Source organism: Siccibacter colletis (assembly GCF_025914095.1).
GTDB lineage: Bacteria > Pseudomonadota > Gammaproteobacteria > Enterobacterales > Enterobacteriaceae > Siccibacter > Siccibacter colletis.
The window spans coordinates 3,086,213-3,110,064 of the sequence record NZ_CP074352.1; the positions used below are offsets into that span (position 1 = coordinate 3,086,213).

The 23,852-nt window shown below is 52.0% G+C and carries 28 protein-coding genes, 1 other RNA gene and 3 pseudogenes; 8 read left to right on the top strand and 24 right to left on the bottom strand.

The window, feature by feature from the left end:
- Positions 1–426: 426 nt before the first annotated feature.
- Positions 427–790, top strand: a transfer-messenger RNA (tmRNA) gene (gene ssrA / locus KFZ77_RS14830).
- 116 nt (positions 791–906) lie between these two features.
- Here ssrA and KFZ77_RS14835 read toward each other — a convergent pair.
- From KFZ77_RS14835 to KFZ77_RS14855, 5 genes and pseudogenes are all read right to left on the bottom strand, one after another.
- Entirely contained in the window at positions 907–1,122 is a 216-nt protein-coding gene (locus KFZ77_RS14835; protein WP_264384614.1) for an ogr/Delta-like zinc finger family protein, read from the bottom strand.
- Positions 1,123–1,189: 67 nt separating this feature from the next.
- Positions 1,190–2,293 carry a phage late control D family protein gene (locus KFZ77_RS14840; RefSeq protein ID WP_264384615.1) on the bottom strand — a complete coding sequence of 368 codons (1,104 nt, stop codon included), beginning with the start codon at positions 2,291–2,293 and terminating at the stop codon, positions 1,190–1,192.
- Positions 2,290–2,775 (bottom strand): phage tail protein, encoded by a 486-nt coding sequence (locus tag KFZ77_RS14845; RefSeq protein WP_264384616.1) that lies wholly within the window; start codon positions 2,773–2,775, stop codon positions 2,290–2,292. Before KFZ77_RS14845 ends, KFZ77_RS14840 begins: the two co-directional genes overlap by 4 nt.
- A complete protein-coding gene (locus KFZ77_RS14850) occupies positions 2,772–5,846 on the bottom strand; it encodes a phage tail tape measure protein (RefSeq protein ID WP_264384617.1) in 3,075 nt (1,024 codons plus the stop codon). The genes KFZ77_RS14845 and KFZ77_RS14850 overlap by 4 nt, the downstream gene beginning before the upstream one ends.
- A pseudogene (locus KFZ77_RS14855) lies at positions 5,839–5,901 on the bottom strand (GpE family phage tail protein); the annotation flags it as partial. The pseudogene KFZ77_RS14855 and the gene KFZ77_RS14850, both read right to left, overlap by 8 nt.
- 176 nt (positions 5,902–6,077) lie before the next feature.
- Here KFZ77_RS14855 and KFZ77_RS14860 point away from each other — a divergent pair.
- A complete protein-coding gene (locus tag KFZ77_RS14860) occupies positions 6,078–6,539 on the top strand; it encodes a tail fiber assembly protein (protein ID WP_264384618.1) in 462 nt (153 codons plus the stop codon).
- Here the strand turns inward: KFZ77_RS14860 and KFZ77_RS14865 are convergent.
- Genes KFZ77_RS14865 through KFZ77_RS14890 form a run of 6 tightly spaced genes read right to left on the bottom strand, consistent with a single transcriptional unit; the run spans position 6,511 to position 10,674 of the window.
- Positions 6,511–6,900 carry a tail fiber assembly protein gene (locus KFZ77_RS14865; RefSeq protein ID WP_264384619.1) on the bottom strand — a complete coding sequence of 130 codons (390 nt, stop codon included), beginning with the start codon at positions 6,898–6,900 and terminating at the stop codon, positions 6,511–6,513. The genes KFZ77_RS14860 and KFZ77_RS14865 overlap by 29 nt on opposite strands.
- A gap of 24 nt (positions 6,901–6,924) precedes the next feature.
- On the bottom strand, positions 6,925–8,250 hold the full coding sequence (locus tag KFZ77_RS14870) for a phage tail protein (protein WP_264384620.1): 1,326 nt from the start codon (positions 8,248–8,250) through the stop codon (positions 6,925–6,927).
- On the bottom strand, positions 8,247–8,852 hold the full coding sequence (locus KFZ77_RS14875) for a phage tail protein I (RefSeq protein ID WP_264384621.1): 606 nt from the start codon (positions 8,850–8,852) through the stop codon (positions 8,247–8,249). Before KFZ77_RS14875 ends, KFZ77_RS14870 begins: the two co-directional genes overlap by 4 nt.
- Positions 8,845–9,753, bottom strand: coding sequence for a baseplate assembly protein (locus tag KFZ77_RS14880; RefSeq protein WP_063160888.1), 909 nt, complete (start codon positions 9,751–9,753; stop codon positions 8,845–8,847). The genes KFZ77_RS14875 and KFZ77_RS14880 overlap by 8 nt, the downstream gene beginning before the upstream one ends.
- Positions 9,740–10,099 (bottom strand): GPW/gp25 family protein, encoded by a 360-nt coding sequence (locus KFZ77_RS14885; protein WP_063160889.1) that lies wholly within the window; start codon positions 10,097–10,099, stop codon positions 9,740–9,742. The genes KFZ77_RS14880 and KFZ77_RS14885 overlap by 14 nt, the downstream gene beginning before the upstream one ends.
- Positions 10,096–10,674 (bottom strand): phage baseplate assembly protein V, encoded by a 579-nt coding sequence (locus tag KFZ77_RS14890; protein WP_264384622.1) that lies wholly within the window; start codon positions 10,672–10,674, stop codon positions 10,096–10,098. Before KFZ77_RS14890 ends, KFZ77_RS14885 begins: the two co-directional genes overlap by 4 nt.
- 101 nt (positions 10,675–10,775) lie before the next feature.
- Between KFZ77_RS14890 and KFZ77_RS14895 the strand changes: the two genes are divergently transcribed.
- The gene (locus tag KFZ77_RS14895) at positions 10,776–11,741 is read left to right on the top strand and encodes a hypothetical protein (RefSeq protein WP_264384623.1); all 966 of its coding nucleotides are present in this window, start codon (positions 10,776–10,778) and stop codon (positions 11,739–11,741) included.
- 39 nt (positions 11,742–11,780) lie between these two features.
- On the opposite strand, the gene KFZ77_RS14900 is transcribed toward KFZ77_RS14895, so the two are convergent.
- The 3 genes and pseudogenes from KFZ77_RS14900 to KFZ77_RS14910 form a co-directional block, all read right to left on the bottom strand.
- Positions 11,781–12,227, bottom strand: coding sequence for a phage virion morphogenesis protein (locus KFZ77_RS14900; protein ID WP_264384624.1), 447 nt, complete (start codon positions 12,225–12,227; stop codon positions 11,781–11,783).
- On the bottom strand, positions 12,220–12,681 hold the full coding sequence (locus KFZ77_RS14905; RefSeq protein WP_264384625.1) for a phage tail protein: 462 nt from the start codon (positions 12,679–12,681) through the stop codon (positions 12,220–12,222). Before KFZ77_RS14905 ends, KFZ77_RS14900 begins: the two co-directional genes overlap by 8 nt.
- Positions 12,668–12,751, bottom strand: a pseudogene (locus KFZ77_RS14910) (hypothetical protein); the annotation flags it as partial. The pseudogene KFZ77_RS14910 and the gene KFZ77_RS14905, both read right to left, overlap by 14 nt.
- Between KFZ77_RS14910 and KFZ77_RS14915 the strand changes: the two are divergent.
- From KFZ77_RS14915 to KFZ77_RS14930, 4 genes and pseudogenes are all read left to right on the top strand, one after another.
- Positions 12,751–13,872: pseudogene (locus KFZ77_RS14915) on the top strand (phage terminase large subunit family protein); the annotation flags it as partial. The pseudogenes KFZ77_RS14910 and KFZ77_RS14915 sit on opposite strands and share 1 nt — an antisense overlap.
- On the top strand, positions 13,872–14,924 hold the full coding sequence (locus KFZ77_RS14920; RefSeq protein ID WP_264384626.1) for a phage portal protein: 1,053 nt from the start codon (positions 13,872–13,874) through the stop codon (positions 14,922–14,924). The pseudogene KFZ77_RS14915 and the gene KFZ77_RS14920, both read left to right, overlap by 1 nt.
- Positions 14,925–15,284: 360 nt before the next feature.
- Entirely contained in the window at positions 15,285–16,427 is a 1,143-nt protein-coding gene (locus tag KFZ77_RS14925) for a DUF262 domain-containing protein (protein ID WP_264384627.1), read from the top strand.
- 1 nt (position 16,428) lies between these two features.
- Positions 16,429–17,109, top strand: coding sequence for an MAE_28990/MAE_18760 family HEPN-like nuclease (locus KFZ77_RS14930; protein WP_264384628.1), 681 nt, complete (start codon positions 16,429–16,431; stop codon positions 17,107–17,109).
- Positions 17,110–17,137: 28 nt separating this feature from the next.
- Here KFZ77_RS14930 and KFZ77_RS14935 read toward each other — a convergent pair whose 3' ends face one another.
- The 10 genes from KFZ77_RS14935 to KFZ77_RS14980 form a co-directional block, all read right to left on the bottom strand.
- Positions 17,138–18,160, bottom strand: coding sequence for a DNA cytosine methyltransferase (locus KFZ77_RS14935; protein WP_264386201.1), 1,023 nt, complete (start codon positions 18,158–18,160; stop codon positions 17,138–17,140).
- A 123-nt stretch (positions 18,161–18,283) separates the two neighbouring features.
- Positions 18,284–18,517, bottom strand: coding sequence for a DinI family protein (locus KFZ77_RS14940; protein WP_264384629.1), 234 nt, complete (start codon positions 18,515–18,517; stop codon positions 18,284–18,286).
- A gap of 9 nt (positions 18,518–18,526) precedes the next feature.
- A complete protein-coding gene (locus tag KFZ77_RS14945; protein WP_264384630.1) occupies positions 18,527–18,715 on the bottom strand; it encodes a hypothetical protein in 189 nt (62 codons plus the stop codon).
- A gap of 154 nt (positions 18,716–18,869) precedes the next feature.
- A complete protein-coding gene (locus KFZ77_RS14950; protein ID WP_264384631.1) occupies positions 18,870–21,260 on the bottom strand; it encodes a replication endonuclease in 2,391 nt (796 codons plus the stop codon).
- 19 nt (positions 21,261–21,279) lie between these two features.
- Positions 21,280–21,507: a TraR/DksA family transcriptional regulator gene (locus KFZ77_RS14955; RefSeq protein ID WP_264384632.1), complete on the bottom strand. Its 228-nt coding sequence runs from the start codon at positions 21,505–21,507 to the stop codon at positions 21,280–21,282.
- The gene (locus tag KFZ77_RS14960; RefSeq protein ID WP_162271128.1) at positions 21,507–21,713 is read right to left on the bottom strand and encodes a DUF2732 family protein; all 207 of its coding nucleotides are present in this window, start codon (positions 21,711–21,713) and stop codon (positions 21,507–21,509) included. The genes KFZ77_RS14955 and KFZ77_RS14960 overlap by 1 nt, the downstream gene beginning before the upstream one ends.
- Positions 21,714–21,801: 88 nt before the next feature.
- A complete protein-coding gene (locus KFZ77_RS14965) occupies positions 21,802–22,143 on the bottom strand; it encodes a DUF5347 family protein (protein WP_000963476.1) in 342 nt (113 codons plus the stop codon).
- Positions 22,107–22,307 carry a phage filamentation protein Fil family protein gene (locus KFZ77_RS14970; protein WP_264384633.1) on the bottom strand — a complete coding sequence of 67 codons (201 nt, stop codon included), beginning with the start codon at positions 22,305–22,307 and terminating at the stop codon, positions 22,107–22,109. Before KFZ77_RS14970 ends, KFZ77_RS14965 begins: the two co-directional genes overlap by 37 nt.
- Positions 22,308–22,314: 7 nt before the next feature.
- Positions 22,315–22,824 (bottom strand): phage regulatory CII family protein, encoded by a 510-nt coding sequence (locus KFZ77_RS14975; protein WP_000460863.1) that lies wholly within the window; start codon positions 22,822–22,824, stop codon positions 22,315–22,317.
- A gap of 32 nt (positions 22,825–22,856) precedes the next feature.
- Positions 22,857–23,099, bottom strand: coding sequence for a Rha family transcriptional regulator (locus tag KFZ77_RS14980; protein ID WP_000102106.1), 243 nt, complete (start codon positions 23,097–23,099; stop codon positions 22,857–22,859).
- 122 nt (positions 23,100–23,221) lie between these two features.
- Between KFZ77_RS14980 and KFZ77_RS14985 the strand changes: the two genes are divergently transcribed.
- A complete protein-coding gene (locus tag KFZ77_RS14985) occupies positions 23,222–23,851 on the top strand; it encodes a phage repressor protein CI (RefSeq protein WP_264384634.1) in 630 nt (209 codons plus the stop codon).
- Position 23,852: the final 1 nt, after the last annotated feature.

A 23,852-nucleotide genomic window follows, 5' to 3' on the forward strand; every position in this document is an offset into this window, starting at 1 on the left:
ATAAACAACGATCCGGGAATAGGCAATATAAAACCAAAAATAACAAAAAATTATCAATGAAAGATGATATATCCCGCAGTTATTTCGCGTTAGTTAAGTATTGCTACATAATTGCATTACAGGCGTTAAATTAAATAACCCGTGACCGTGAAACTACGGAATATAAAGAAACGTAAAAATATATCCTGTATTTTCATTTATTATTCGCGCACACGGTTAATTAATCAGAACGAATATTATCGAACATGAATAATTGCAAATAATATAAAGCGCACAGGTGATTGCTGCGCAACGTCAGGATTTTCAGCGAGATAGGAATGAACGTTTTTTGAGCGCTTTCGCGCATGGGGTGTGGGGCGTGACCGGCGGACGTGATATGGACTGGCATGTCGTGTCACAATTCTGCTATACTTCGCAAACACTTCTGGGGCTGATTCTGGATTCGACGGGATTCGCGAAACCCAAGGTGCATGCCGAGGTGCGGTAGGCCTCGTAAAAAAACCGCAAAAAAATAGTCGCAAACGACGAAAACTACGCTTTAGCAGCTTAATAACCTGCTTAGAGCCCTCTCTCCCTAGCCTCCGCTCTTAGGACGGGGATCAAGAGAGGTCAAACCAAAAAGAGATCGCGTGGATGCCCTGCCTGGGGTTGAAGCGTTAAAACTAATCAGGCTAGTCTGGTAGTGGCGTGTTTGTCCGCAGCTGCCAGGCGAATGTAAAGACAAACTAAGCATGTAGTACCGAGGATGTAGGAATTTCGGACGCGGGTTCAACTCCCGCCAGCTCCACCAAATAAAACAAGGGGTTACGTGAAAACGTAGCCCCTTTTTTTATGTCTGTGGCGGCAAAATGGCGACGGCGTTTCGGTTGTGGCGGCAGCAGGCATAAAAAAACCCGCCTTAGCGGGTTAGTATGCAAATTGTTCCTGCAAACCTTTTGGGTGAGGTGGGGCTGCGCTGATTTTATGCGGGCGACATACTGAACGAACGAATGTTTCATGTGTTACGAATGTATGACCGCACTCAATATTGGTGCACTGGTTATAGCGCTCCTTAGTTTCGCTGGACACCTGAAAACTGCTGCGTGTATGTGCTGCCAGTCCGCACAATGGGCAGTTCATCATTATAGTTTCCCCTCACCTTTGCTGATATCGCAATAATGATACATCATTATTCAATATTGGGAACCAATCATTCCATTTCGAGATCATTAATTTTCACTTCAAGCTCAAGGGTGGTAATAAAACCGTTATCCGGACCGATGGTGTGGGTCAGCGTGGTTATGGTCCACTCCGCATCATCTATCGGCTGTTTAAAGCCGCTGACCTTTACCGGCATTTCCGTATATAGATCGGCCCGGCCCTCTGCGAGCTGCAGCGAGAATGAAGCCACCCCCCGCTGCAGCCGTTCCCATTGCATCTTTGCCGCCCGCTCCGCGTTAGCCCTGTTTGCATAGGTTCGGTTAAGTACCAGCACGTTTTCATCCGTCCCCACCAGGTAATCACCCTGTTTAGCCTCCGGCTCCTTAGGTTTTGCGGTTTTCTTCCGGCGGCGGCGCTTAACTTTAGTCACTTCTTTTTTCTTTGGTTCCCGGGTATGAAGCCAACTGGCAATAACGCCGGTGTAAGCGCCACGGTCTGCCAGGGTAAATCTGTGGCCGTCACCATCCTTCCGGGTGATGGTCACAACCGGCAGCGGCTTACCGCTTGCATTTCGCCCCTGCCCCTGCCGGATAAACAGCAGGTTACCGTCCTTTACGGATGCTATAGCCCCGTACTGGCGCGCCAGTTTCATCAGAAAACTCGCGTCACTTTCGTTTGTCTGGTCCAGGTGATCCAGCGGCAGGTCTGCCAGGTCCTGCCCGATAGCCATTTTTAGGTTGTGCCGGGCGGCGATTTCCCTGATAACCTCCCCCACATTGGTCTGATGCCAGGACTTTTCACGGCGGATATTCAGGGTTGCCCGAAAATCTGCACTGCGGGCACGGATGGTGAGGCGATCAGGTGCGCCGCTGTGTTCAATTTCATCCACCGTAAACGACCCTTTTGGAAAAAGCGACTGCCCTTCCCACCCGAGCGCAAACTGAATGACCGTGCCGCGACGCGGCAGGACAACCTGCCCGTCCGCGTCGTCCAGCTCCAGATCAAGCTGGTCCGCTTCAAACCCCCGGTTGTCTGTTAGCGTTACACTCATCAGGCGATTATCCATCACGGTTGTAACGTTCTTACCTTCGATCACGATACTGAAGGCCGGGCTTTTGCCATACAGGCTGAGGAGTTTAGAACCAAAATTCACTGCAGTAGCCCTCCAACCTTATCTTGAATATTTCCTATCGTTGACGCTGCTGAGTCCTTCAGATTGTTAAGCTGGTCGCTCAGGCTGCCAAACATATCAGACAGCGATTCATCTACCCGCTTGAGTGCCAGCGTGAACTCAATCCGCCGCGGTGTACCGCTTTCGAAAAACTCCGTTTTTGTCTGGCTCAGGCTTTCAATCACGAACATGCCGTAAATCGTTCCGCTACCCTCAATCAGGGGCCATGCCTTGCCCTGCTCTGCCATCTGCTCCAGCGCCAGCAGTGACAGCCTGCCGCCGGTGATTTCCGGCAGAAGCACGCCGGAAAGCGTCAGCGAGTCGTTGTCCGGGCCAAGAAACTGCGTTGACGGGCGGCGATTGACGCGGCTGTTAACCGCGTGCCGCCAGCTGCGCTGATACTGCAGCTCCTGATACGGCACCGTGCGAAGCATGAAAACGTATAACCCCAGCACCATCATCATGCGTCATATCCCCCTTGGTCACTGTAATTGCTGCGCGCCTTCGCGCGGGTGCGGCGTTCGCGTTCGTCGAGTTGGCGGGCAACTTCTCGCGCGATATCCTGCGGGTTCTGCCCTGGCTGCGCATAAATCGTGATCGGCGCGTGCGTTTCAAAGTGCATCACTGTCGGCGCGCGGTCCGCTTTCGCAGGCTGGCTCTGCTTGTATACTATTGCAGGCAGGCTGAATGGATGCAGGGGTGCAGCTTCTGCAGGCGCTGCCGCCATGCCCAGAGTTCCGGCCACAACCGAAGCCAGTGCCGCCGTGCGCCGCCTGCTGGTCACGTTTGCCGGACCGTTCACGATTTCCGGGCCATTTTCTCCGACTATGCCAAACTGGCCACGCGGAATCGTGCCACCATCGTCATACATGCCAGCAAAACCCATCGTGGGGAATCCGCCAGGAGGCAGCACGACTTTTCCGTCACTGTTCACCGTAGCGTGTTGCTGCTTCACCACCTGATCCGGCAGCTTCGCTTTTGCCGCCTCCTTGCTGACAATGCCGAGTTTTTCAAGCAGCCACGAAACGCCAGTTTTAAGCGAGTCAAGTGGGTGCATGACCATGTTCAACCCCTTAGCGAGGGACTCACCAAAGCGTCGCCCCATAGAGGCCGCATTATTAAGTTCGGCGGCCGTGGATTTAACCGGCGTCAACAGGTCACCGAACCATCCCCATAGCGCCCTGACCTTATCGCCAATCCACTCGAACACCGGACGCAAAGGCTCAAACGCCTCGCTGATTGGTCCGGCTGCGGCTTTGAAACCCTCCACTACGCCACCCAGAAATGCGCTGATGGGCTCCCAGTATTTCCAGACAACCAGCGCCACGGCAGCCAGCGCAGCCACAACCAGTCCTATCGGGCTAAGCAGCGCGCCCAGCAAGCCTGAAATTCCATAAAGTGCAACACGAAGTAAGGCCAGCGGGCCGGACGCCAGAAAACGTAACACGCTACCGGCGGCAGATAATCCGCCCCTTAATGCTGCCAGAGGATTCATCACCATACCGACAACATTACGAATGCCCGACATTCCGGCGCGTAATAGATTAAGTGGGGCACCGGCTAAGGCCTTCAGCGCATTGCCCGCCACCCCGGTTGAGCGCCGCAGAGCATTCAGCGGGGCAGTAAGGAGGTTAGTGCTCCCGCCAGCTGAATTCATTCCGCGACGTAACACGGAAAGCGGTGCATTTGCCAGCCAGGACAGCGCGCTGCCGGTGCGCTTAACCGCATTGAACACAGAAGGAAGCGTTTTTACGCCCAGCATGGACAAACCAAACCGGATCACGGCAATCGGCCCCAGCACGGCTGCCACCGCAACAGCCAGCGTGCCCAGCGCCAGCGTGATCGCGGCGGTAGCGGCAGCGGCTTTCATCAGCGTGCCTGCCAACTGCGGATTGGTTTCTATCCAGCGCCGCAGCCCACCGGTTACGCTTTTGACGTAATCCATAATATCCATCAACGGCTGGCGCAGCGTTTCGCCCAGACTGCTGAAGGCGTTCTGTGCACCCGTTTTTACAAGCATCCACTGCGCAGAAAGGGAATCCTTGTTAATGTCGGACTCTTTCTGCATTGAACCATTCGCACCATTCCCGGCGGTGAGCTGCAACTGGCGGCGCAGTTCTGGCAGGTTGTTAGCCAGCTTCGCGGCATCGTCGCCAAACTCCTTACCGAAAAGCATCGTCATGGCGGACAGACGCTTGTCCTGCGGCAGCTTTTGCACCTTCTCCATTACCCGCAAAATGGTGCCCATGGCATCCTTCGCCATCTGCTTCTCAAGCACTTCGGGTTTGAGCTTGAGCATGTCCATGCCGTCCATAAAGCGGTCACTTTGCATGGTGGCAATGGACAGCTCACGCACCATGGCGTTTGATGCACTGGCGGCAATTTCCGGCGCGGCACCTAATGACAGGAATGTGGAGCCAAGCGCCGCCGCCTTACGAAAGTCCAGGCGATCAGCCACGCCACCCATACGCTGCAGCACGTCAATAATGTCTGCGCCCTTAGACATGGCGTTGTCATCCAGGTAGTTCAGCGCATCGCCCAACTGCTCAATATTTCGGGTCGGCACCTTGTAAAGGCTGGCGATTTTACCCAGTCCTTCTGCCAGTTCATCGGCGGGCAGTTCAAATGCCGTGGCCGCTTTGGCCGCCGTACTGGCAAATGCCAGCAGATCACGCTTCTGGTCTTCGAAGGGATCGTCCTGATTGGTCACGCCCATGCGCGCGCCACCTTCTACCAGTGCGGCATAGTCGATAGCGCCATTCTCCATGGGGAGCTGTTCGCTGGCAGCCTTGATGGCGGCCTGCATGTCATAAAACTGCTTAGTACGGTTGCCGCTATCATCCCGAAGACCATTGACCTGCTTTGCCACACCTTTCATGGCGTCTTCCATGCTGGCATAGCTTCTCACCGCCGCCACAACCGGCGCGCCCATTGCCAGCCCTGCCGCTGAGGTTGTAGCCCCGGCTCCGGCGATGCGATCCCGTACCTCCAGACTACGGGAATACCGCTCCCTGACGGCATTGACCCTGGCCTGCTGCTCACCGAGCCGTTTAAGAGATTTCTGCTGACGGTCCAGAGCCTGCCGGGTTTCGTCGGCGTTCTGGCGCAGCTCGCGCTGGGCACTGCTGAGCTTACGGGTATCAAGCCCGGCCTCATTCAGCGCAAGGCGTTGCTTCTGGACGGACTGCCGCAGGCCGTTGTATTTGCTCTGCAGTTCCGTAACACGGTTTTTCGCCTGTTCAAGCAGTCGGGCCTGCGCCGCCGTCGGGCGGTTTGTACTGGTAAACTGCGTGGCGAGCCGGGCCGCTTCTTCGCGCGCGGTCTTGAGATTATTGCTGGTGACTGCCAGCTGCGCGCTGGATCTACGAAAGCCCTCAATTTTGCCCGCCTGAGTGTCTAACTCTTTCAGCCTGGCGCGGCTCTGTTGAATGGCGGTAGCCAGCTCTTTTGAGCTGGCCTGCGCAGAACGAAATGGGCGGGTGATCTTATCAACCGCATTTAGAATCACCTGCAGGCGCAGGTTAGTGTCACTCATCGCTGGCCCCGCTTCTTTGAATCGCTTTATGCCGCCACTCCAGCACTTCGGTCATCCTCGTTTTTGTATGGCACATGGACTCCACACTCAAAATTCACAGCGAACAATATTGTTCCCTGTATCAGCGAAACCGGCACGCAGGGCATGACGATTTACATGGATAAGGACGCCAGTAGTAACGCCACTATCGGCGCGCGCTGGATGGCAATCGGTTTTTAAAAGGAAATCACAATGAGATATTCACCATCTTTAAACGGGTTTTATCCCGAGAATAATGATTACCCGAACTTGCCGAAAGACGTGATGATAATTCCCGACGAGCTTTATTTAGAATTATTAAACGGGCAGGCCGCAGGAAAAGTGATCACACCGCACGCGAATAAAAAAGGGTATCCGTTTTTAACAGCACAGCCCGAACCTTCGTCGAGCATTGCACCGGTGACCCGGCCTGCGGACACAGCCGCGCAAAGTGACGCCACAGAGAAAGAGGCTGAGCAGATGAAGTCCAGCCTGCGCAGCTACGCTAACGGCTTCATCAATGAGCGGCAATGGCCGTCTCGGCTTGCGCTGGGGAGGTTAAGCGAAGAAGAAAAGGCAGCTTTCAATTCCTGGCTTGATTATCTCGATGCGCTGGAGTCGGTCGATACATCCAGCGCACCAGAGATCAGCTGGCCGGCTCAGCCGGTGGAGTAGGCCATAAAATATCGGGCGCACCTGAAACATCAATTCTTTTCAGGGCGTCCAGATAATCCAGCCACTGATTGAATTCGGTCTTTCCTTTCTCACTGAGTCGCCCGAAAGCTAATAAAGAAGGCCATTGGTTTTGATTAATAAAATCATTGGCCGCATTAATTTTGTTCTGTATTTCAAGCGCTGCACCCTTGATAGTTTCCTCACGTGTTGGAGGTGGAATATCTATCAACACAGGATGATTACCTTCACCGTTGCACCAGTACTTTCCTGATGGCGCATCACTAAGTTTAAATGGGTGCGCATCATTTTCTATTTGAGTGCAGCCATCAAGATTATGTACGCCCGGAAGCGCCTCGTTCATGCTTAACGGATTCCAGTACCACATTTAATAACCCTCTGCCATCCAGTAACCTACAAACGAACCCAGCCCCGCCGGGCCAGTTCCCGTAATATAACCAGTAACAATCATCATTGAAGATAAGCCCTTATATACGGGGCCGCACGTTTCCAGATAGCCTGTGATCAGCTGGTCAATAGCTATCGAGATATTGGTGATTTTTGTTTTGAAGCTAATCGGAAAGGCAATTTCGCGACCGCTATTCGGTGCAGAAATGAGCAAAGGATTGTCACGGGAATAGCTGTTCCCACAGCGAATAAAACCGTCGCTGTAAACCTCATACCATCCGTTAGCGTTCGACCCGGTTGTCACGAGCCATCGGGGCGTTTTTGCCAGTTCTCCCAAACCGAGGTATTCGAGAATGTCCGCAACCGACTTGCCGGACAGATCGGTTAAGGTGCTGTTGAGCGGCTGCTTGCCAGCAAGGGCATTGGTCATAGTGGTGGCGAAGTTGGGATCATTGCCAAGCGCAGCAGCTAATTCATTGAGTGTATCAAGGGCGGCGGGCGATGATCCAACCAGCCCGGCGAGCGCAGCTTTCACAAATGCAGTGGTTGCAATCTGGGTGTTATTAACCGTCTGCGCAGCTGTCGGCGCCGTCGGCGTTCCGGTCAGGCCCGGGCTTGCCAGCGGGGCCTTAAGCGCCAGCGCATTGCTTAACGCCGCTGCAATCGCCTGCACAAATGCCGTATTGGCAATCTGGTTTGTGTTATTCCCAGCGGGCGCCGTTGGCGCTTTAGGCGTGCCGGTTAACGTCGGACTCTCTTTGGGTGCGTACTGACTGTGGGGGTCCGCTGCCGCAAGGTGTTTTGCCATCAGGTCATCCACATACACCTTCAGCTCCAGCACCTTGTCATCCACGTACTTGCGGGTTGCCAGCACCACTGCAGGGTCAATTTTCAGGGTAATGTTTTCGGTACTGCTGGTAATCAGTACCATACGCACCGTCTGCGTGCGGCCGCTTCCCTCAGCGAGCTGCGGCTTATAACTCTCAGGGCAGTTACCTATCGCAATCATCGCGCCGGTATCGTCGAACAGTCCAACTTCACGAATCCACCAACCGCCCTCCGTTTCGGGGATCACCTGCTCAGCAATAATCTGGCTGCTGTTCTGCGGATCGATATACAGCATGTTGAGGTCAGCCCGGCGTTTTTCGTTAACCAGGGTCGTCTGCTTTGAGTCCGGCGTCGGCAGCACCCCGCCACCATCTCCCACCGCCATTTTAGTAATTTTCAGCGGGACACCAAGCGCGGCGGCACTTGCCAGCTTTGCCGCGCCGATCTCCGTCAGCAGGGTATAAAATTTTACGCTCATGGATTCACTCTCACAGTGTCAATAACATGGACCGCGGCAGCCTCATAGGCGGTGCCGCCAGAGATAATGGTTTCGTTGATGTACGGATAAATCGTGATCTCTTCGCCGCTATAGGTGGCAGCACCTACCCACAGATCGCCGCTGATCTGCAGGTTTATGGACATACCCACCAGATGACGGCTGCACGGTTTTGCATCACTAATCAGCCGCTCCAGCTCCAGATAGGTTTCTTCCGTAATGCCCTGGTCCTGCACTCCGATATCCAGGCGAAACGTGCCCGGGATTTCACCGGTCTGCCACCACTCAATGATGCGGATTAGAAAGCCGAACGGCTCCACGACGCGCCGCACGGCGCTGGTTGTTCCTTTGTGCTGATGGATATAGAAAGCGTCCTGCACCACCCGGCGCTTCACGCTTTCAGCCCAGCTTTCGTCCCAGCGGTCAACGGAAAAGGCCCAAGCCAGATACGGGAGAAAAGCAACGGGACACGTCGCCGGATTCGATAAATCACGCAGCGGCACCTGCAGATCGGATATCCCGCTGCAAGTCTGCGCCAGGCGTAGCTCAAGCGCTGACGAACCGGGCGGCAGCAGGCTATTCATCCGTGCCCCCGTTGGTTACGCTCCATTCCGTGCAGGACGCTGCCTGCGTCTTATCCAGCACCACATCATCCAGCGGGGAGGCCAGCTCCACGCGCTGGACGCCCTCAACGTGCAGCGCGGCATAAATGGCGCTGCGCCGGATATCACGTCCCAGCCGCGTCTGGCTGGCGATGTACTTCTGCAGGCTGGCTTTAGCCTCTGCCATCACCGGCTCAGCTTCCGGGCCGGGATAAAGAAAAATCGTTGCATCAACGCGGTACGGGATAATTTCGGCGCTACGCACCGTCAGGCGGTCCGCCACCGGCCGCACGTTCTCACTGTTAAGCGCCTGCTCCACGACAGCCAGCAGATCGGCTCCCGCAGTGCCGTCACCCTCCCGGCTCAGTACGGTCAGCACCACCTCCGCCGGGGCCGGGCTGGTTGCGCTGGCATCCGCCACGCGTCCGTCCGCGCTTTTAGCGTGAAACTCATAGGCCGCCGTCGGGCCCGCAACGGACAGCCCCTCAAATGCAGCAGGAACACGCAGGCGCAGCGCCTCGTCACTTTCCATCACCGCTGCGACCGGCGGCACCGCGTCGTTGTCGGCAGGTGTAACCGTCAGGCGCTTCACGTTGTAGTTGGCCGCCATCTGGTCGAGATCGCCGCCCATGGCATACGCCACCATGACCGCCTGCGCCGCCTCGTTGATACGCTGGCGCAGCAGGATTTCCCGGTACGTGTTTTCCTGCAGTTGTTTGGTGATAGGTTCAGATTCCAGCTCAAGCGTGCGCCGCACCGCGTCCTGTTCATCTGCCGGATACAGGGCCACAAAGGCGGCCTTACGCTCAGCCAGAAGCGATTCAAAGTCCGGCACGTCAACGATCTGCGGCGCGGGGAGCTGGGAAAGGTCAATTACTGCCATTGTCTGCTCCTGTTGATACCGAAAGGGAAACAGGCGCGCCGTTATTGCGCTTCCCGGTTAGCTCAACCACCATGGAGCCGTCAAAGCTGCTGCTGATGGTGATGGAATCCAGCGTAAGCCGTGGCTCCCAGCGGCTCAGGGCCACATAGACCGCAGACATGACCTGCAGGCGCAGCGCCGGGTTCTGCGGCTGGTCTATCAGTTCAGACAGAAGGGAGCCATATTCCCGCCGGGCAATGCGGCTCCCCTGCGGGGTCAGCAGAATATCCCTGACCGACTGGCGCAGGTGGTCCGTGTCGGTAATGGCCCTGCCGTTGCCCTGACTCATGCCGATATATAGCGTCATACCGGGCCTCCCGATGTATCGCCGCCGGACTTAACGCCGGTATGACCGTGTTTATCCATTACGATCCCGTTAGAACTCATGGCGCCGCCGCTCTGGGTGACGCCACCATTGATCACCACCTCGCTGTTTATGCGCGTGTTGCTTGCTTCCACCACAAACTCCCCCGTTTTCAGGGTTATGTTATCTGCCGCCTCGATCACCATGGATTTGATACCCCGCACATGCCAGCGGCCGGTCGCGGGTTCATATTCAAACCAGCCACCATCCGGGTATTCCGTTACGCATCCGTCCATGGAGTCCGACGGCGGCGCGAACTGGTTGGAATAGATCGCAGGTAAGGCAAAAGCGGTTTCCAGATTGCCGCCCATACTTAGCACCACCACCTGCTCATCCGGCGACGGGCACCACCATGTACGGGCACCGCCTGCGCGCAGAGTCAGCCAGTTAATCCAGTTGGTTTCAAGCTCACCAATTTTCACCCGGCACAGCCAGTTTTCCCGGTCCACTTCGGTTACTGTTCCGGTGCGGATCAGGTTGGTGATAAGTCGCATGATTTCGGTTAGTTGTGCGTTCATGTGTTAAGAGTGACAACTTACTAATTGCAATGCGAAACGAGCTACTTGTTTCTCGTATGACACAATGGAATACTGAAAATCTAAAAAGAGGAGGGAATTCTATGAGCAACTATGTTTTTGAATGTGCGAGTGGTAAATATGGTTTTTTTAGGATGGACACTACAAATGATAGATATTACATATTAATAAACACAGGAATTTTCGATGACTTTGAACTATTAGAAGGAGTTTTGAGTAATCGTCAGGGCTACGAAAACAGGTCACCTGAATCTTTAGGTTGGTTAACCAATACTGACCCAACAGAAAGGTTATTGAGCATTATTCTGTGGCATGACTCAATACAAAACAGAGACATTACAAAATTAATACCTAACACTAACCCAGGTAAGTTTTATAGAAGATCAATTAGAGGGCTTTACTACAACACCAAAAACTGCACCACTGAAATTTACAATCGCAGTGCTAAGCTTGATGAGATAAGATCCTTTCATAGTATATATAATTTATTAACGAGTCTCTTCGACGTCATTGAACCAGAACAACAAAACCTGACAACATATGGAAATAAAATAAGAGAAGGCCTGATCATTGGCTGCACCGAGGTCGAATATCTTCTCAAAAAAACCTTACTTGATAATAACCACACCAATTCAGCACGAATGACTATGAATGATTACGTTAAAACACTACCTTATTTGAAACTCGAACAGTACTCTGTAAAACTTAAAATGTTCCCTGACCTTGGCTCGTTTCAGCCATTTGCTAACTGGTCACCTACACAACCAACACAAAGTTTAAATTGGTATGATTCTTACAATGTTGTAAAACATGACAGAGGTAGTAATAAAAGTCGCGCCACTCTTGAAATGCTCATAAACTCTGTTGCTGCAATTCATATCATTCTGGAAGCTCACTATGGTGAACATTTATTTGACTCACCAATGCGTTCTAATTATGAAAGTATATTTCAAACAGTAACATGCCCAACATGGCACTTAAATGAATTACCAATGCCTCTGCTTGGTACCAATCAACCATGGGATGGTGCGTTGCAGGTAACGTTTTAATAAAACTTGCTCTTTATAATAGACTTTCTTTGCGCTGGTTCAATAAGTTAGCCAGCGTAAAATAGCATCACTAAGAAGTTGCACTTGGTATGAATTTATCCCTAATAGCCGTCTCTCAGCATAATGCACTTCTGGGCCATTGCGTCTGACTCGATCACGCAGACCATAATGGTGAACACGGGCGATGCGCTGGACTTTACCCTCAAACTGCACGCTGGCAGAGTCTGCTGTGGCTGCGGTTTTCAGGTATTTAGTGGTACGCAATTTGGCGAACATCTGGCGCTTGATGCGCCCCTTTTTACTTCTGGCCGTCACCCGGCGCGGCTCAAAGGCGGTGCCGTCTGGATTGCGCTGCAGCCTGATGTTTTGCTGTTGCGACCGGCGCAGCTCCTGCGCCAGTTGTCGCATCATACGGTTGCGGGCTGCCGGTTCCAGATTCGCCAGCAGGGCCGCCAGCCAGTCATCCACCCTCTGCAGGTCATCCACGTTTCACCGTCCATATTTCTTCGGGTATGTCGGGTTCCGGCACCGCTTCAACGCTCGATACGGTGCCGTCAGTGTTTACAATCACGCGCTCCGTGAGCTGCAGATTGAGGCTGATATCACACAGATCGTTGCTCAGGATATCGACGTCAAAGGTAAAAAGTTTTTCGCGCAGTTCCGGGTTGTTGATGGCGTCCGGTTGATTGGTCATTAACCAGAGCAGCACGGTCGCCATCACTAAATTCTGGTTGCCGCTAAAGTCTTCAATCACCACGTTCAGGGTGTAGCGATATTCCCATGACATTGAACGGGCACCGGTTGCGACCAGCGAACCGTTATCAACAAAAAGGTGCAGTTTGTCCGGGTTGTCACGGACATACGCCACCGATTTATTCAGGGCGTTGCGTAAGGACCCCGTGCCGCCCGTGCGCGGGGCACGTTCGTTAGCGGCTGTCACTGCGCAATCTGCGCTCCAGCTGCTGCTTTTCTTTTTTCACACCGCAGCGGGGATCGAGCTGCAGCGCATGTGGAGCTGAAGGGCGACCCGATGACGCTCAGCAACGGCGCGTGCCTGTACTTCCTCGGCACCAACGCCCGCACGGCGCAGAGCTACCACGGCAACCTGTACCTGGATGAATATTTCTGGATACCGAAATTCCAGGAGCTGCGCAAGGTGGCCTCCGGCATGGCCATTCACAAGAAATGGCGGCAGACCTACTTCTCCACGCCGTCCAGCCTGACCCACAGCGCCTATCCGTTCTGGTCCGGCGCCCTGTTCAACCGGGGCCGCGCCAAAGCGGACAAGGTGGATATTGACCTGACCCACAGCAATCTGGCCCCGGGCCTGCTTTGCCCGGACGGTCAGTACCGCCAGATCGTCACCGTGGAGGATGCGGTGCGCGGCGGCTGTAACCTGTTCGACCTGGACCAGCTGCGCATGGAGTACAGCCCTGACGAATACCAGAACCTGCTGATGTGCGAATTCATTGACGACCTGGCGTCAGTATTCCCGCTGAGCGAGCTGCAGGCGTGCATGGTGGACAGCTGGGAAGTCTGGTCTGACTTTCAGGCGCTGGCGCTGCGCCCTTTTGGCTGGCGTGAAGTCTGGATCGGCTATGACCCGGCGAAAGGTACGCAGAACGGCGACAGCGCCGGGTGCGTGGTGGTGGCACCCCCCCCGGTGCCGGGCGGCAAGTTCCGCATTCTGGAGCGGCACCAGTGGCGCGGGATGGACTTCCGCGCCCAGGCTGACGCCATTAAGAAGCTGACCCAGCAGTACAACGTGACCTATATCGGCATCGACTCGACCGGCGTCGGCCACGGCGTCTATGAGAACGTTAAGGCGTTCTTCCCGGCGGTCCGGGAGTTTGTCTACAACCCCAACGTTAAAAACGCCTTGGTGCTTAAGGCATACGACATTATCAGCCACCGGCGCCTGGAGTTTGACGCCGGGCACACCGACATTGCGCAGTCCTTTATGGCAATCCGCCGCGCCACCACCGCCAGCGGGAACCGCCCCACCTACGAAGCCAGCCGCAGCGAAGAAGCCAGCCATGCAGACCTGGCCTGGGCAACAATGCACGCACTGTTTAACGAACCGCTGCAGGGCGAAGCCGCCAATACCAGCAACATTGTGGAGATTTTTTGATGGGCAAGAGGAATAAAAACCGCGCTGCAGCTAAACAGAGCGTTCAGCAAAGCAGCGGCGTATCTGCAGAAGCATTCAGCTTTGGCGACCCGATCCCGGTACTGGACCGCCGGGAATTGCTGGATTATGTGGAGTGCGTGCAGATGGACCGCTGGTATGAACCCCCGGTAAGTTTTGACGGGCTGGCCCGCACCTACCGCGCCGCCGTGCATCACAGCTCACCGATTGCCGTTAAGCGTGACATTCTCAGCAGCACCTATATCCCGCACCGCCTGCTCAGCCAGCAGGCCTTTTCCCGTTTCGTGCAGGACTATCTGGTATTCGGCAACGCCTACCTTGAGAAACGCACCAACCGGCTCGGCGGCGTTCTCTCACTGGAGCCAGCCCTGGCGAAATATACCCGCCGCGGCGTTGACCTGGACACCTACTGGTTTGTGCAGTACGGATTCATAACGCAGCCCTACGAATTCACGCCGGGAAGCATTTTCCATCTTCTTGAACCTGATATTAACCAGGAAATCTACGGGCTGCCCGGCTACCTCTCAGCCATTCCGTCCGCCCTGCTCAACGAGTCCGCCACGCTGTTTCGCCGCAAGTATTACATTAACGGCAGCCATGCGGGCTTTATCATGTACATGACCGACGCCGCGCAGAACCAGGAGGACGTGAACAACATCCGCCAGGCCATGAAAAGCGCCAAGGGTCCGGGCAACTTCCGCAACCTGTTCATGTACTCGCCCAACGGCAAAAAAGACGGCATTCAGATCATCCCGCTGTCAGAGGTGGCGGCGAAGGATGAATTTCTGAATATCAAGAATGTGAGCCGGGATGACATGATGGCCGCGCACCGCGTACCGCCGCAAATGATGGGCATCATTCCCAACAATACCGGCGGCTTTGGTGATGTGGAAAAGGCCAGCCGCGTCTTTGTCCGTAACGAACTAATGCCGCTGCAGAAACGCCTGCAGGAGCTTAATGACTGGCTGGGCGAAGAGGTGATCCGCTTCGAGCCCTACACGCTGGGACTCACCGAAGACAAACGCAACGACTAACCGACCCACCCGGACCACCTCTCACAGCGCCCCAGCAGCTTTCTGCGGGGCGCTTCTTTTTTTGCTGCTGCACCTCACCCCTTCGAACTGAAGCCGCCAGCGGGCCGGAGGCTGCGCCGGATTTTTGCTATTTCACCCCATCGCGCGCGCTCGTATCCCCGCCACGCCTGCCCGCTTTGCGTAGTGGTTTTCATGCACCTGCATGACATAATCAAAAGCCCGCCACAACTGGCGGTCCTAAGCAAAAAGATCATCAAACGATCATGCGATTTTGCGCGATTTCATGCGGCTAATGATGTTTTACACTTGATCCATTATGCTACCCTAAACCCAATACCCACACTTGTTAAAGGACTGCAAATGGAACTCGTTGAAGTAAAAGCTCTGCTAGAAAAAGAAGCTGACGCGAAGAGAAGAGCTGATTTACTCGCTCAGTTAGAAGTTTTTAAACAGAATGCAGAAGAACAAATACGTACTGAGCAAAAAGACGTAGATTTCGAGACGAAGGAGTTTACCGTCGAGTTACTGGTAAATAAGTATCACAGCGGCTTGGAAGATGATACTAACGAACTTTTTGTTCCTGACTACCAAAGGGACTTCGTTTGGAGCGAAAAAAGACAATCACGTTTAATTGAATCCTTAATTCTCGGGTTTCCTATTCCATACATTTTTACCGCTGATGTTCTTTCCGAAGACCCTGAACTGGATGGTAGAATTGAGATTGTAGATGGTTCGCAACGTGTCAGAACCATCCATGCTTTCATTCATAATGAGTTAACCTTAAAAGATTTGAAATCTTTAGATTCTCTAAATGGTTTTACTTTCCAAGACTTACCACTATCTAGACAGCGTCGCTTTATGCGCATACCTGTAAGGGTGATTGAATTAAGCTCAAAATGCAACGAAGAGACACGCCGAGACCTTTTTGAAAGGATTAACTCAGGTAGCGACATTCTTAAGGATATGGAAGTCAGAAAAGGCTCAGAGCTTGGTTCAACTTCACTTTACACGCATGTTATTAAGCCTTGCTCTGCCATCCCTCTATTTAAAGATTTAGCTCCATTATCTGAAGCAAAAGAAAAACGTGATGAACGTTTAGAATTCGCACTACGCTTTTTTGCATATCTTGAGAATTATGAAAACTTTGATCACTCAGTCCGTGATTTTCTTAATGATTACATGCGGGAAAATGGAGAGGTAGACTCTCACAAGCAGGACTCTATGAAAGAAGAATTCGCCAAGATGTTAAACTTCGTAAACGAATACTTCCCCGCTGGATTCAAAAAAACAGTTACTGCGAAGTCCACCCCTCGAGTCAGATATGAATCCTTAGCAGTAGGTGTCGCATTAGCGTTGAGAGAACATTCAGCACTCGTGCCTCAGAATCTTGACTGGTTAAGTTCTGACGAATTTAAAATATTAACAACCTCTGACGGTGCGAATAGCCGAGTCAAAGTAAAAGAGCGAATTGAGTTTGTGCGTGATAAATTGTTAGAGGTTTAACATGGAAAGTTTTCGCGAGGACTTTGATATTAGGTCAGGAGAAATACTGGCCTATTTAGATCTTTTGAGGTTCATTGAGCATGCAGGTTCTGAATTGGTTTCAACAGAAGACCCTAAAAATAAATTCAATATTACTTCAGAATCTCGTAAAACTTTAAAGGGCGCAGTATACATTCTTTTATATAATCTTATTGAATCCACTATGAGGGAAGCGATTTGTTTTATTCATGATTCCTTGCATGATAAAAATGTTCAATTTGACAACCTCAAAAAAAATCTGCGTATTGAAATAGTTAAACGTTTAAAGAGCGATTCTGTAGGCGTGGAAAATTTCATAAATGGACTCACGAAAGGTATATCCTGTGGGATTTCTTATGGTAGCTTTAATAAGAAAAAATTATTCTCAGGCAATATAGATCGTGATGAAATAAAGGAAAAAGCCACAATTTACGGTTTTTCTACATCATCTGATTACATTCATACTAAGCATGGGGAAAAACTAAGCACTATTAAACAACATCGTAACGATCTTGCGCATGGTAACGTTTCATTTTCCGAAATAGGCAAAAACGTTTCGTATCAAGATTTAGAAAATGTCTCATTGGAAGTAATTGCATACCTTGACGCCATAGCAACCAATATTGAAGATTATATTCATTCCGATGGTTACTTAACTTCCTAATAAAAAGCCTGCATAGCAGGCTTTAGTTTTAATTCAAATGATTTTTAATAGCGTGACCAATAACTCGACCCAGCTCGACAGGAACAGCATTGCCAATCATTTTACCAATATTTCGCATGTTGAATTTTGAGTTATCTTCTACAAATGAATAATTCATTGGAAATGTTTGCAATAATGCCGCTTCTCTTAAAGAGATCGCACGATTTTGTTCTGGATGACCAAACCGACCGTTACCAAAACCATAACAAAGAGTTGTAATTGTTGGGCTTGGTTTATCCCAAGACATACGGCCGTATACACTCCCATAGCCCTTACCACTGGATTTAAGATGACAGGCTGCCACCAGTTCCTCAGGCCAATCTTTCCAAGTTCCACCAGGAACTGAATGAATGATACGCTTCTTATTAATAGGGCTCAACTTGCTTGCACGATGTAAAAAATCACGTGGATCAGCCTCACCGGATTCTAATGGCGGTAAATCTCGAATAACATCTGCGACAGTTTTACGAGGGAAATTTTCAGATTTTACTAACTCAATTTTTCCAAGTTTAGACGCCAACAGCACATGTCGAGCACGACTCTGTGGAATGCCATATTCAACACAGTCAACCCTTGAAGCCCACACTTGATAGCCCAAGCCTATTAATGAGTTATAAAAATCGTCATAAACTTTGTGTTTGGTTACGTCAGGAACGTTCTCCATCGTTACAATTTCAGGAGAAACCTCTCGAATCAGACGCTCAAACTCATATAGTAGCGGCCATTTTTTATCTTCTGCTTTGTCCTTACCTTGAGTATATTTGGAAAAAGGCTGGCAAGGAGCACATCCAGCGAGAACTTTAACGGATGAATCACCATAAAGTTCAAGAAGCTGCTCTTTTGTGACCTTCGCTATGTCTTGCTCAATAAAGACTGAGTTATTGTTTTTTTCATAGGGAAATCGACATTCCCCCTCAAGGTCAATACCAGCAACCACATCAAGCCCGGCAAGTTGCAGGCCATGAGTCAACCCGCCCGCCCCACAAAAAAGGTCTATCACCTTAACAGTCATCATACGCTCCACATCTAAACTGCAGTCAGTATACAGCTCTTTGCATAGAATCTCGAGTCTTTAGACCAAAATTGATACGAAAAGCAAGCGGGCTGCTCCAAGCAGGCTGGTCTAAAAAATGTATCAATGCAGCCAACAGTCGTTCTCCCAGACCTGCTGCAAAATCCCCATTACCAGCTTTTTATCCTCGTCCAGTTTTAAGCTGCTCAGCTCCAGGCCTTTAGCGCTTCCCTGACGTATGCGGATTGCTGTTCTTGGATAGAGAGGGCGCAAATTTCGGTAAAGCTCGGATTCAAGAGCTTCCAGTGTTGCCTGGCTTATCTTCTGCTCTTTATCGATCATTATTTCAATGCGCATGGATTCCCCTTAACTGGTAGTGTCCATTATGCGGCTGTATTCATGGTTACGAATTTTCGCCATCAGCTCGTCAGTTAGCTCAGAAACCCACTGGATAGCCAGCCGCTTTTCTTCCTCGCTGCAATCGCTTGCCGCTACCAGTTTTAAGAAAAAATCTATGCGCTGAAGTTTTAATGACTCCAAAAGATAATCCTGCATTTTCCCTCCTGTTACGACCACTTACACAACATAACTGCATGTATATACACTGTTTATATATACAGTATATTACCAATTTCTAAATGTAAAACGCTTTTTGGACTTCAATAAGAAAGCCCTGCTATGAGTCAAAATCAGAAAATATTTTGGCTTGTCAGTAATACTGCCCCCATTTGTCATCCTCACGCAGCCGACCGTTTTGGTAAAAGATGCGCAGCCCGCCCCCTGACGGAATGCTGCCGCCGCTTAAAAGTAAATTCACCTCGTACTGACTGTCATCGAACCCTCTGGACTGCAGCTCATACTCCAGCTGCAGGCGCTGCTGCTCAGAAATCTCATGCTTGTAAGCCTTTTTCCGTTTCGGTTTTACCAGCCTGAGCCGGGCGACAAGCTCCCGCCGTTCCTTTTTGCCCATGCCGTGCAGGTAGTCCTGCAGCTCCTTTTCATCCATGGAAGTGATATCCGTTACCTCCCCCCCTGTTTGGTTCAAATTTTCAACAGGGGGACAGTTATTGCCACGAGTCCAAGGGGCGCAAGCGCCCTGGTCGGCTGTCGCCTCCTGAAGGTCAACGGCTTTACGAACCATTTTCCACTTCACTGCATGAGTGCAGATCCGGCCCTCAATGATCGGAGACCAGATGCCATAAATACGAACACCGTGATCGCCGTAGGCGCTCGGCTCGTCGTTCAGCTCATAGGCAGTTCTGACAAGGTGATGCTTACGGGGAACCAGGACGCCGCCCTGCTTCATGATGTAGGTGGCAAAACAGCCAGCATCAGCTGCGGCCAGCACAGCATCCAGACGCGGGTTTTCCAGTACCGGCGCGCCTGCCTTCTTGTCCCCCTGCACTCTGGCAGCCTGACCGGCCAGCAGGCGCAGCTCGCGGTACGCCTGGCGGCCAGGAATACCAAAGAAGCGGAATTGCTGGACACGGTGCAGCGAAGCCCAGGCGTTTACGTTCTCAGCGTTATCGCGCAGTGATCTGCCCGTTTCTTTACTGATTTCCTGCGCCAGCCCGCGCCCGTCGATATTCTTGCTGATGTATTTGGCGATATAGCTGGTCGGTGTACCCTTGCGCGGGTTGATAAGCTCAGACTTGAAGCGCGGCCCGGTATTGGTGCCCAGCTCCTCCCGGTCCTCACGAATGGCGAATTTACGCAGCATCGCGGTGATGGATTTGCGGTCTTTTTTGCGCATGAAGCACAGCAGGTGCCAGTGCACAGTGCCGTCATGGTGTGGTTCAGCAACGCGGACGCCATACCAGCGCAGCCCGGCTTTGTGCATCGCCTTACGGAAGGCGGCGAACATATTCACCAGGTAATCACTGCTCTGGCGGACCGTGGCACTGGTCCATTTCGGGTTTGGCCTTCCGTTATTAAGCGTCGCGTGAAAGCGTGAAGGGCAGGTGATGGTATAGAACACGGCGCATTCACCACGCATTTCTGCGATCAGCTCCAGCCCCTTAACGCAGGCCATCATTTCGTTGCGCCGGTGCGCCGGATTGCTGCTGCTGGCGTTTACCACTTCTTCCATATCCAGCGTGTCACCTTCGGCGTTAACCAGCTCATGCGAGCGGAAAAACTCAAGTGATTTGCGGCGCTGTTCGCGTTTGTGGATCACAGCCTCATAGCTGACATACGGGGACGCCTTTTTGTTAACCAGGCAGACCGCGCGCAACTGTTCTTCCCGCCATTCACACCGCATCTGCCACAGCTTGCGATACCACCAGTCCGCGCAAAGCATACGGGCAAGCGATCCCGGAATAAGTTCGTATGGGACCGGGTTACGGCGGTGCTTTTTACGGCGCAGCCGCTCGAAAGCAGGCGGGATCACATCAAGGCGCATGGCCTCAGCGGCCACCCTTTCCCATGACCGGCGGATCTCCTCCGGCGTAACGTCTTCATCCGTAAACAACTCACCGCAGGCAGCATCCAGACACATGCTCATGTGTGCCGCCACCAGGGTAGATAACCGCTTAACCTGCTCCTGGTTCATTTCCGGCAGAACCAGCAGGCCCTCCAGCCCGTCGTGGCTCGCCATAAAACGGAATGACGCAGAAAACTGGCTGGTACGCACGCGCTCCAGCCGTTCAAGGCACGGCCTGATGGTTTCGCGCAGATAGCGGGAATATGCCTTCGGCTTGCCCAGGCCCTCGAAATATTTAATCCGTTCAAGCAGCGGCTTACTGATGTGCGCCGGTTGGGCGCTCACGTCAGCAACGATGACCAGATCGGGATTGAATTGCTGCTGTTCGCGGGTCATTTTGGCGCGGCTTATCAGCTGGTCCTGCTCCATTTCTCGCTGAACAGGATCGCGGGATTCATTGTAGAAATAGCGTTCCCAGACCTCATTACTCAGGGCCTCACGGCGCAGCTGTTCCTGCTCGTTATCCGCAGCATAGAGAGTAATCAGGTTTGAAAGCGCAGAAACCGGCGCTACTTCCGCCGGGTCCAAGTAGGGGTTAAGTGCTTTTTTCGGGCTGTTCCATGGGAAAGCCCCAGCGGCCACGGTCGGGCCGCCTTTGTCTTTTATTAATTCAGGCATCAGTGACTGGCTCCGAAGCTTATACCGCGCCTCGGGTGTAATGCTTCCCTTTCAGCTCAACGATTTCCTGGCATGTTACGCAGCACTTCACGCCCGGAATGGCACGGCGGCGCGCTGGAGGGATCGGAGCATCACATTCGATGCAAAGCACACAGGAAACGCCCGGCGCTCTGTTGCGGGCATTGTGGATGTGGCGCTGCAGCTGTTCTTCAACGCGCTGCTGTACGAGGTCCATAGAGTCAGCCATTAGTGCAGCTCCTGTGATTCGTTTTCGTAGCGGGTTGCTTCGCGGCGCAGCAGTTCAGCCGCTTCAATACCGTTTAACCCTTTGTTGGTGATATGGGTTGCCAGCGCCTCAAGGCGGATTGAAACAGCGAGTGCGCGGCCTTTGCGCTCCTCACGTTTGGCAATATCGATCACCGCCATAAGCTGGTCGTTTTCTGGCACAACCATTTTTGGTAATTCTTTCTGCATTTCTCTTTCTCCTGAATTTGGGCAAAAGAATGCCCGGCGGGTTTACGCCATTAATTTCTGTTGTAGATTAATTCGGCATGGTTAGCCGTTTGGGAAATAAGCTCACCACTGCACGAAAATGATTCATTGCTTTAACCAGTTCCCGCTTTTCGTCAGTAGTCAGATCACTAATATTGACGCCGTGACGTTCTGCCGGAATTTTTGCCATAAAGAATATGGCTGCCAGTGCGCGTTCATTTTGCTTATGGTTTATATCGCGGCGGTCGCGCATATCTTTAATAAACCTTTCAAGCTCTGGCTCGATATTCAGACCAAACACATTTGCCCTTAATTCCGCTATTCGGTTCAGCCCTTCCATACGTTGACCCGGGCTTAATGGAACAGTTGCCGCAGCGCCTTCAATAGCCATGGTTTCCCCCGTTTGGTAGTGGTCAGCCCTGCCAGCAGTTCATCTTGAGAGCGGGACGGGTGCCAGCGCTTGCCATCTTTCCCAAGAATCCAGCCATGGCCGCAGTGAATACCCTGGCTTTGTTTAACTAAAAGCGATGCGAATGACGGTTCTTTAGTCAGCATAATCACCTCAGATGATGCCGAACGAAGCGCCAAGGCCCGTTACGGTGTCCACCGCACTTGCCATAGCGGGGTTGGCCTGCAGGCGGGCCTGCATGGAAACGGCAGCCAGAGCCATCAGGCGAGTTACTGAGTTAATGCTGCTGATCACATCACGGCGCCCGGCAGTGGTTTTCACATCGCCAGTAACAGCACCGGCAGCAACGCGCCCGATTTCAGCAGTGGCGCTCATGACGTAGTGCGGCAACTTTTCTTTTGCCACTTCGTTCATCGGCACACATGGCAGGCAGTGAATCTGTGCCAGGAAGCCATCAACCAGGGTTGAGTCCTCAGTGAGATCGGTAAGCAGCCAGATTTCAGGCGGTGTGAGCTGATGCGGCTGGTCCGGGTTGAGCTTGTTGCGCAGCGTCTGGACATTCATTCCCGCGCGTTCTGCCAGCTTCGCCATGTTGTGACGCAGTGCGAAAGCCCGGCAGGCCTCTTCAAAGTGTGGATGTTTGGAAATCTTATAATCAAACATGCGAGCCCCTTAAAAAGTTCTCATAATCGAACTTACTGACCAACAATGACGCGGAAGTTGGAATGACCAAGAGACTCACGGACCTGATCGGTTTTGTACATTAAGTAACGCAGGCTTACACGACCTTTATTTTTCTCTTTTTTAACCATGTACTTAGCAAGCTGACCATGGTGAATTTTTTGGTATACAGAGCCACGGGAAATACCCTCCCACTCCGCGAACTCTGCAGGCGTAGCCATCTCTTTGGGTACTCGAATTGAAATATCTGTGCTCATAGTGCAGTATCTCTTAGTTTTAGTGCGTTTTATGATGTTCAACCCCAACTTCCAAACTCTCACTTTAGAAGTTGGACATAAATTACGACCCCGATATTAGATTGTCAAATGGAGAGTTCAACTTGAAGATTAGCAGTGGTGCAAATACGGGAGGCAAGGAAGCCATTAAAAGGTTAATGACTGCCTACGGTTTCAATACTCAGATTGCTTTAGTTGAACACCTTCAAGCGTCTAAAAGTACTATGGCAAACAGACTGTTACGTGACAGTTTCCCTGCTGACTGGATTATTCAATGCGCTCTTGAAACAGGCATTTCTTTGCTCTGGTTAACAACAGGGCAAGGAGAAATGTACCCTCAGACAGACGAAAAAAATAAGTCCAAAAACGAGAGTCAGCCCACAGTACGCCCTCTTTCTAAGATTGTCGTCCCGCCAGTGAAACAGGTGACGATAGAGACCGGTGCTTTTGATGAGCTGGAGGATATTTATCTTGATCAGGGGCTGCTTTCAGGTAAAGCAGAAGATTGTTTGTACGTAAAAACGACTGAAGGGGATTACGTTGTCGATACCTCTGCAAAACAGCTCAGTAACGGAATCTGGCTTATCGATATTGATGGTATGAAAAATATCGTGAAGATTGCCCGAATCCCTGGGAACAAAATTATTGTCCATCAAGATGACACCTCTTTTGAATGCTCTGTCGACGACGTTGAGGTAATTGGCCGCGCAGTAAAAGTCATTAAGAGCATCTGAC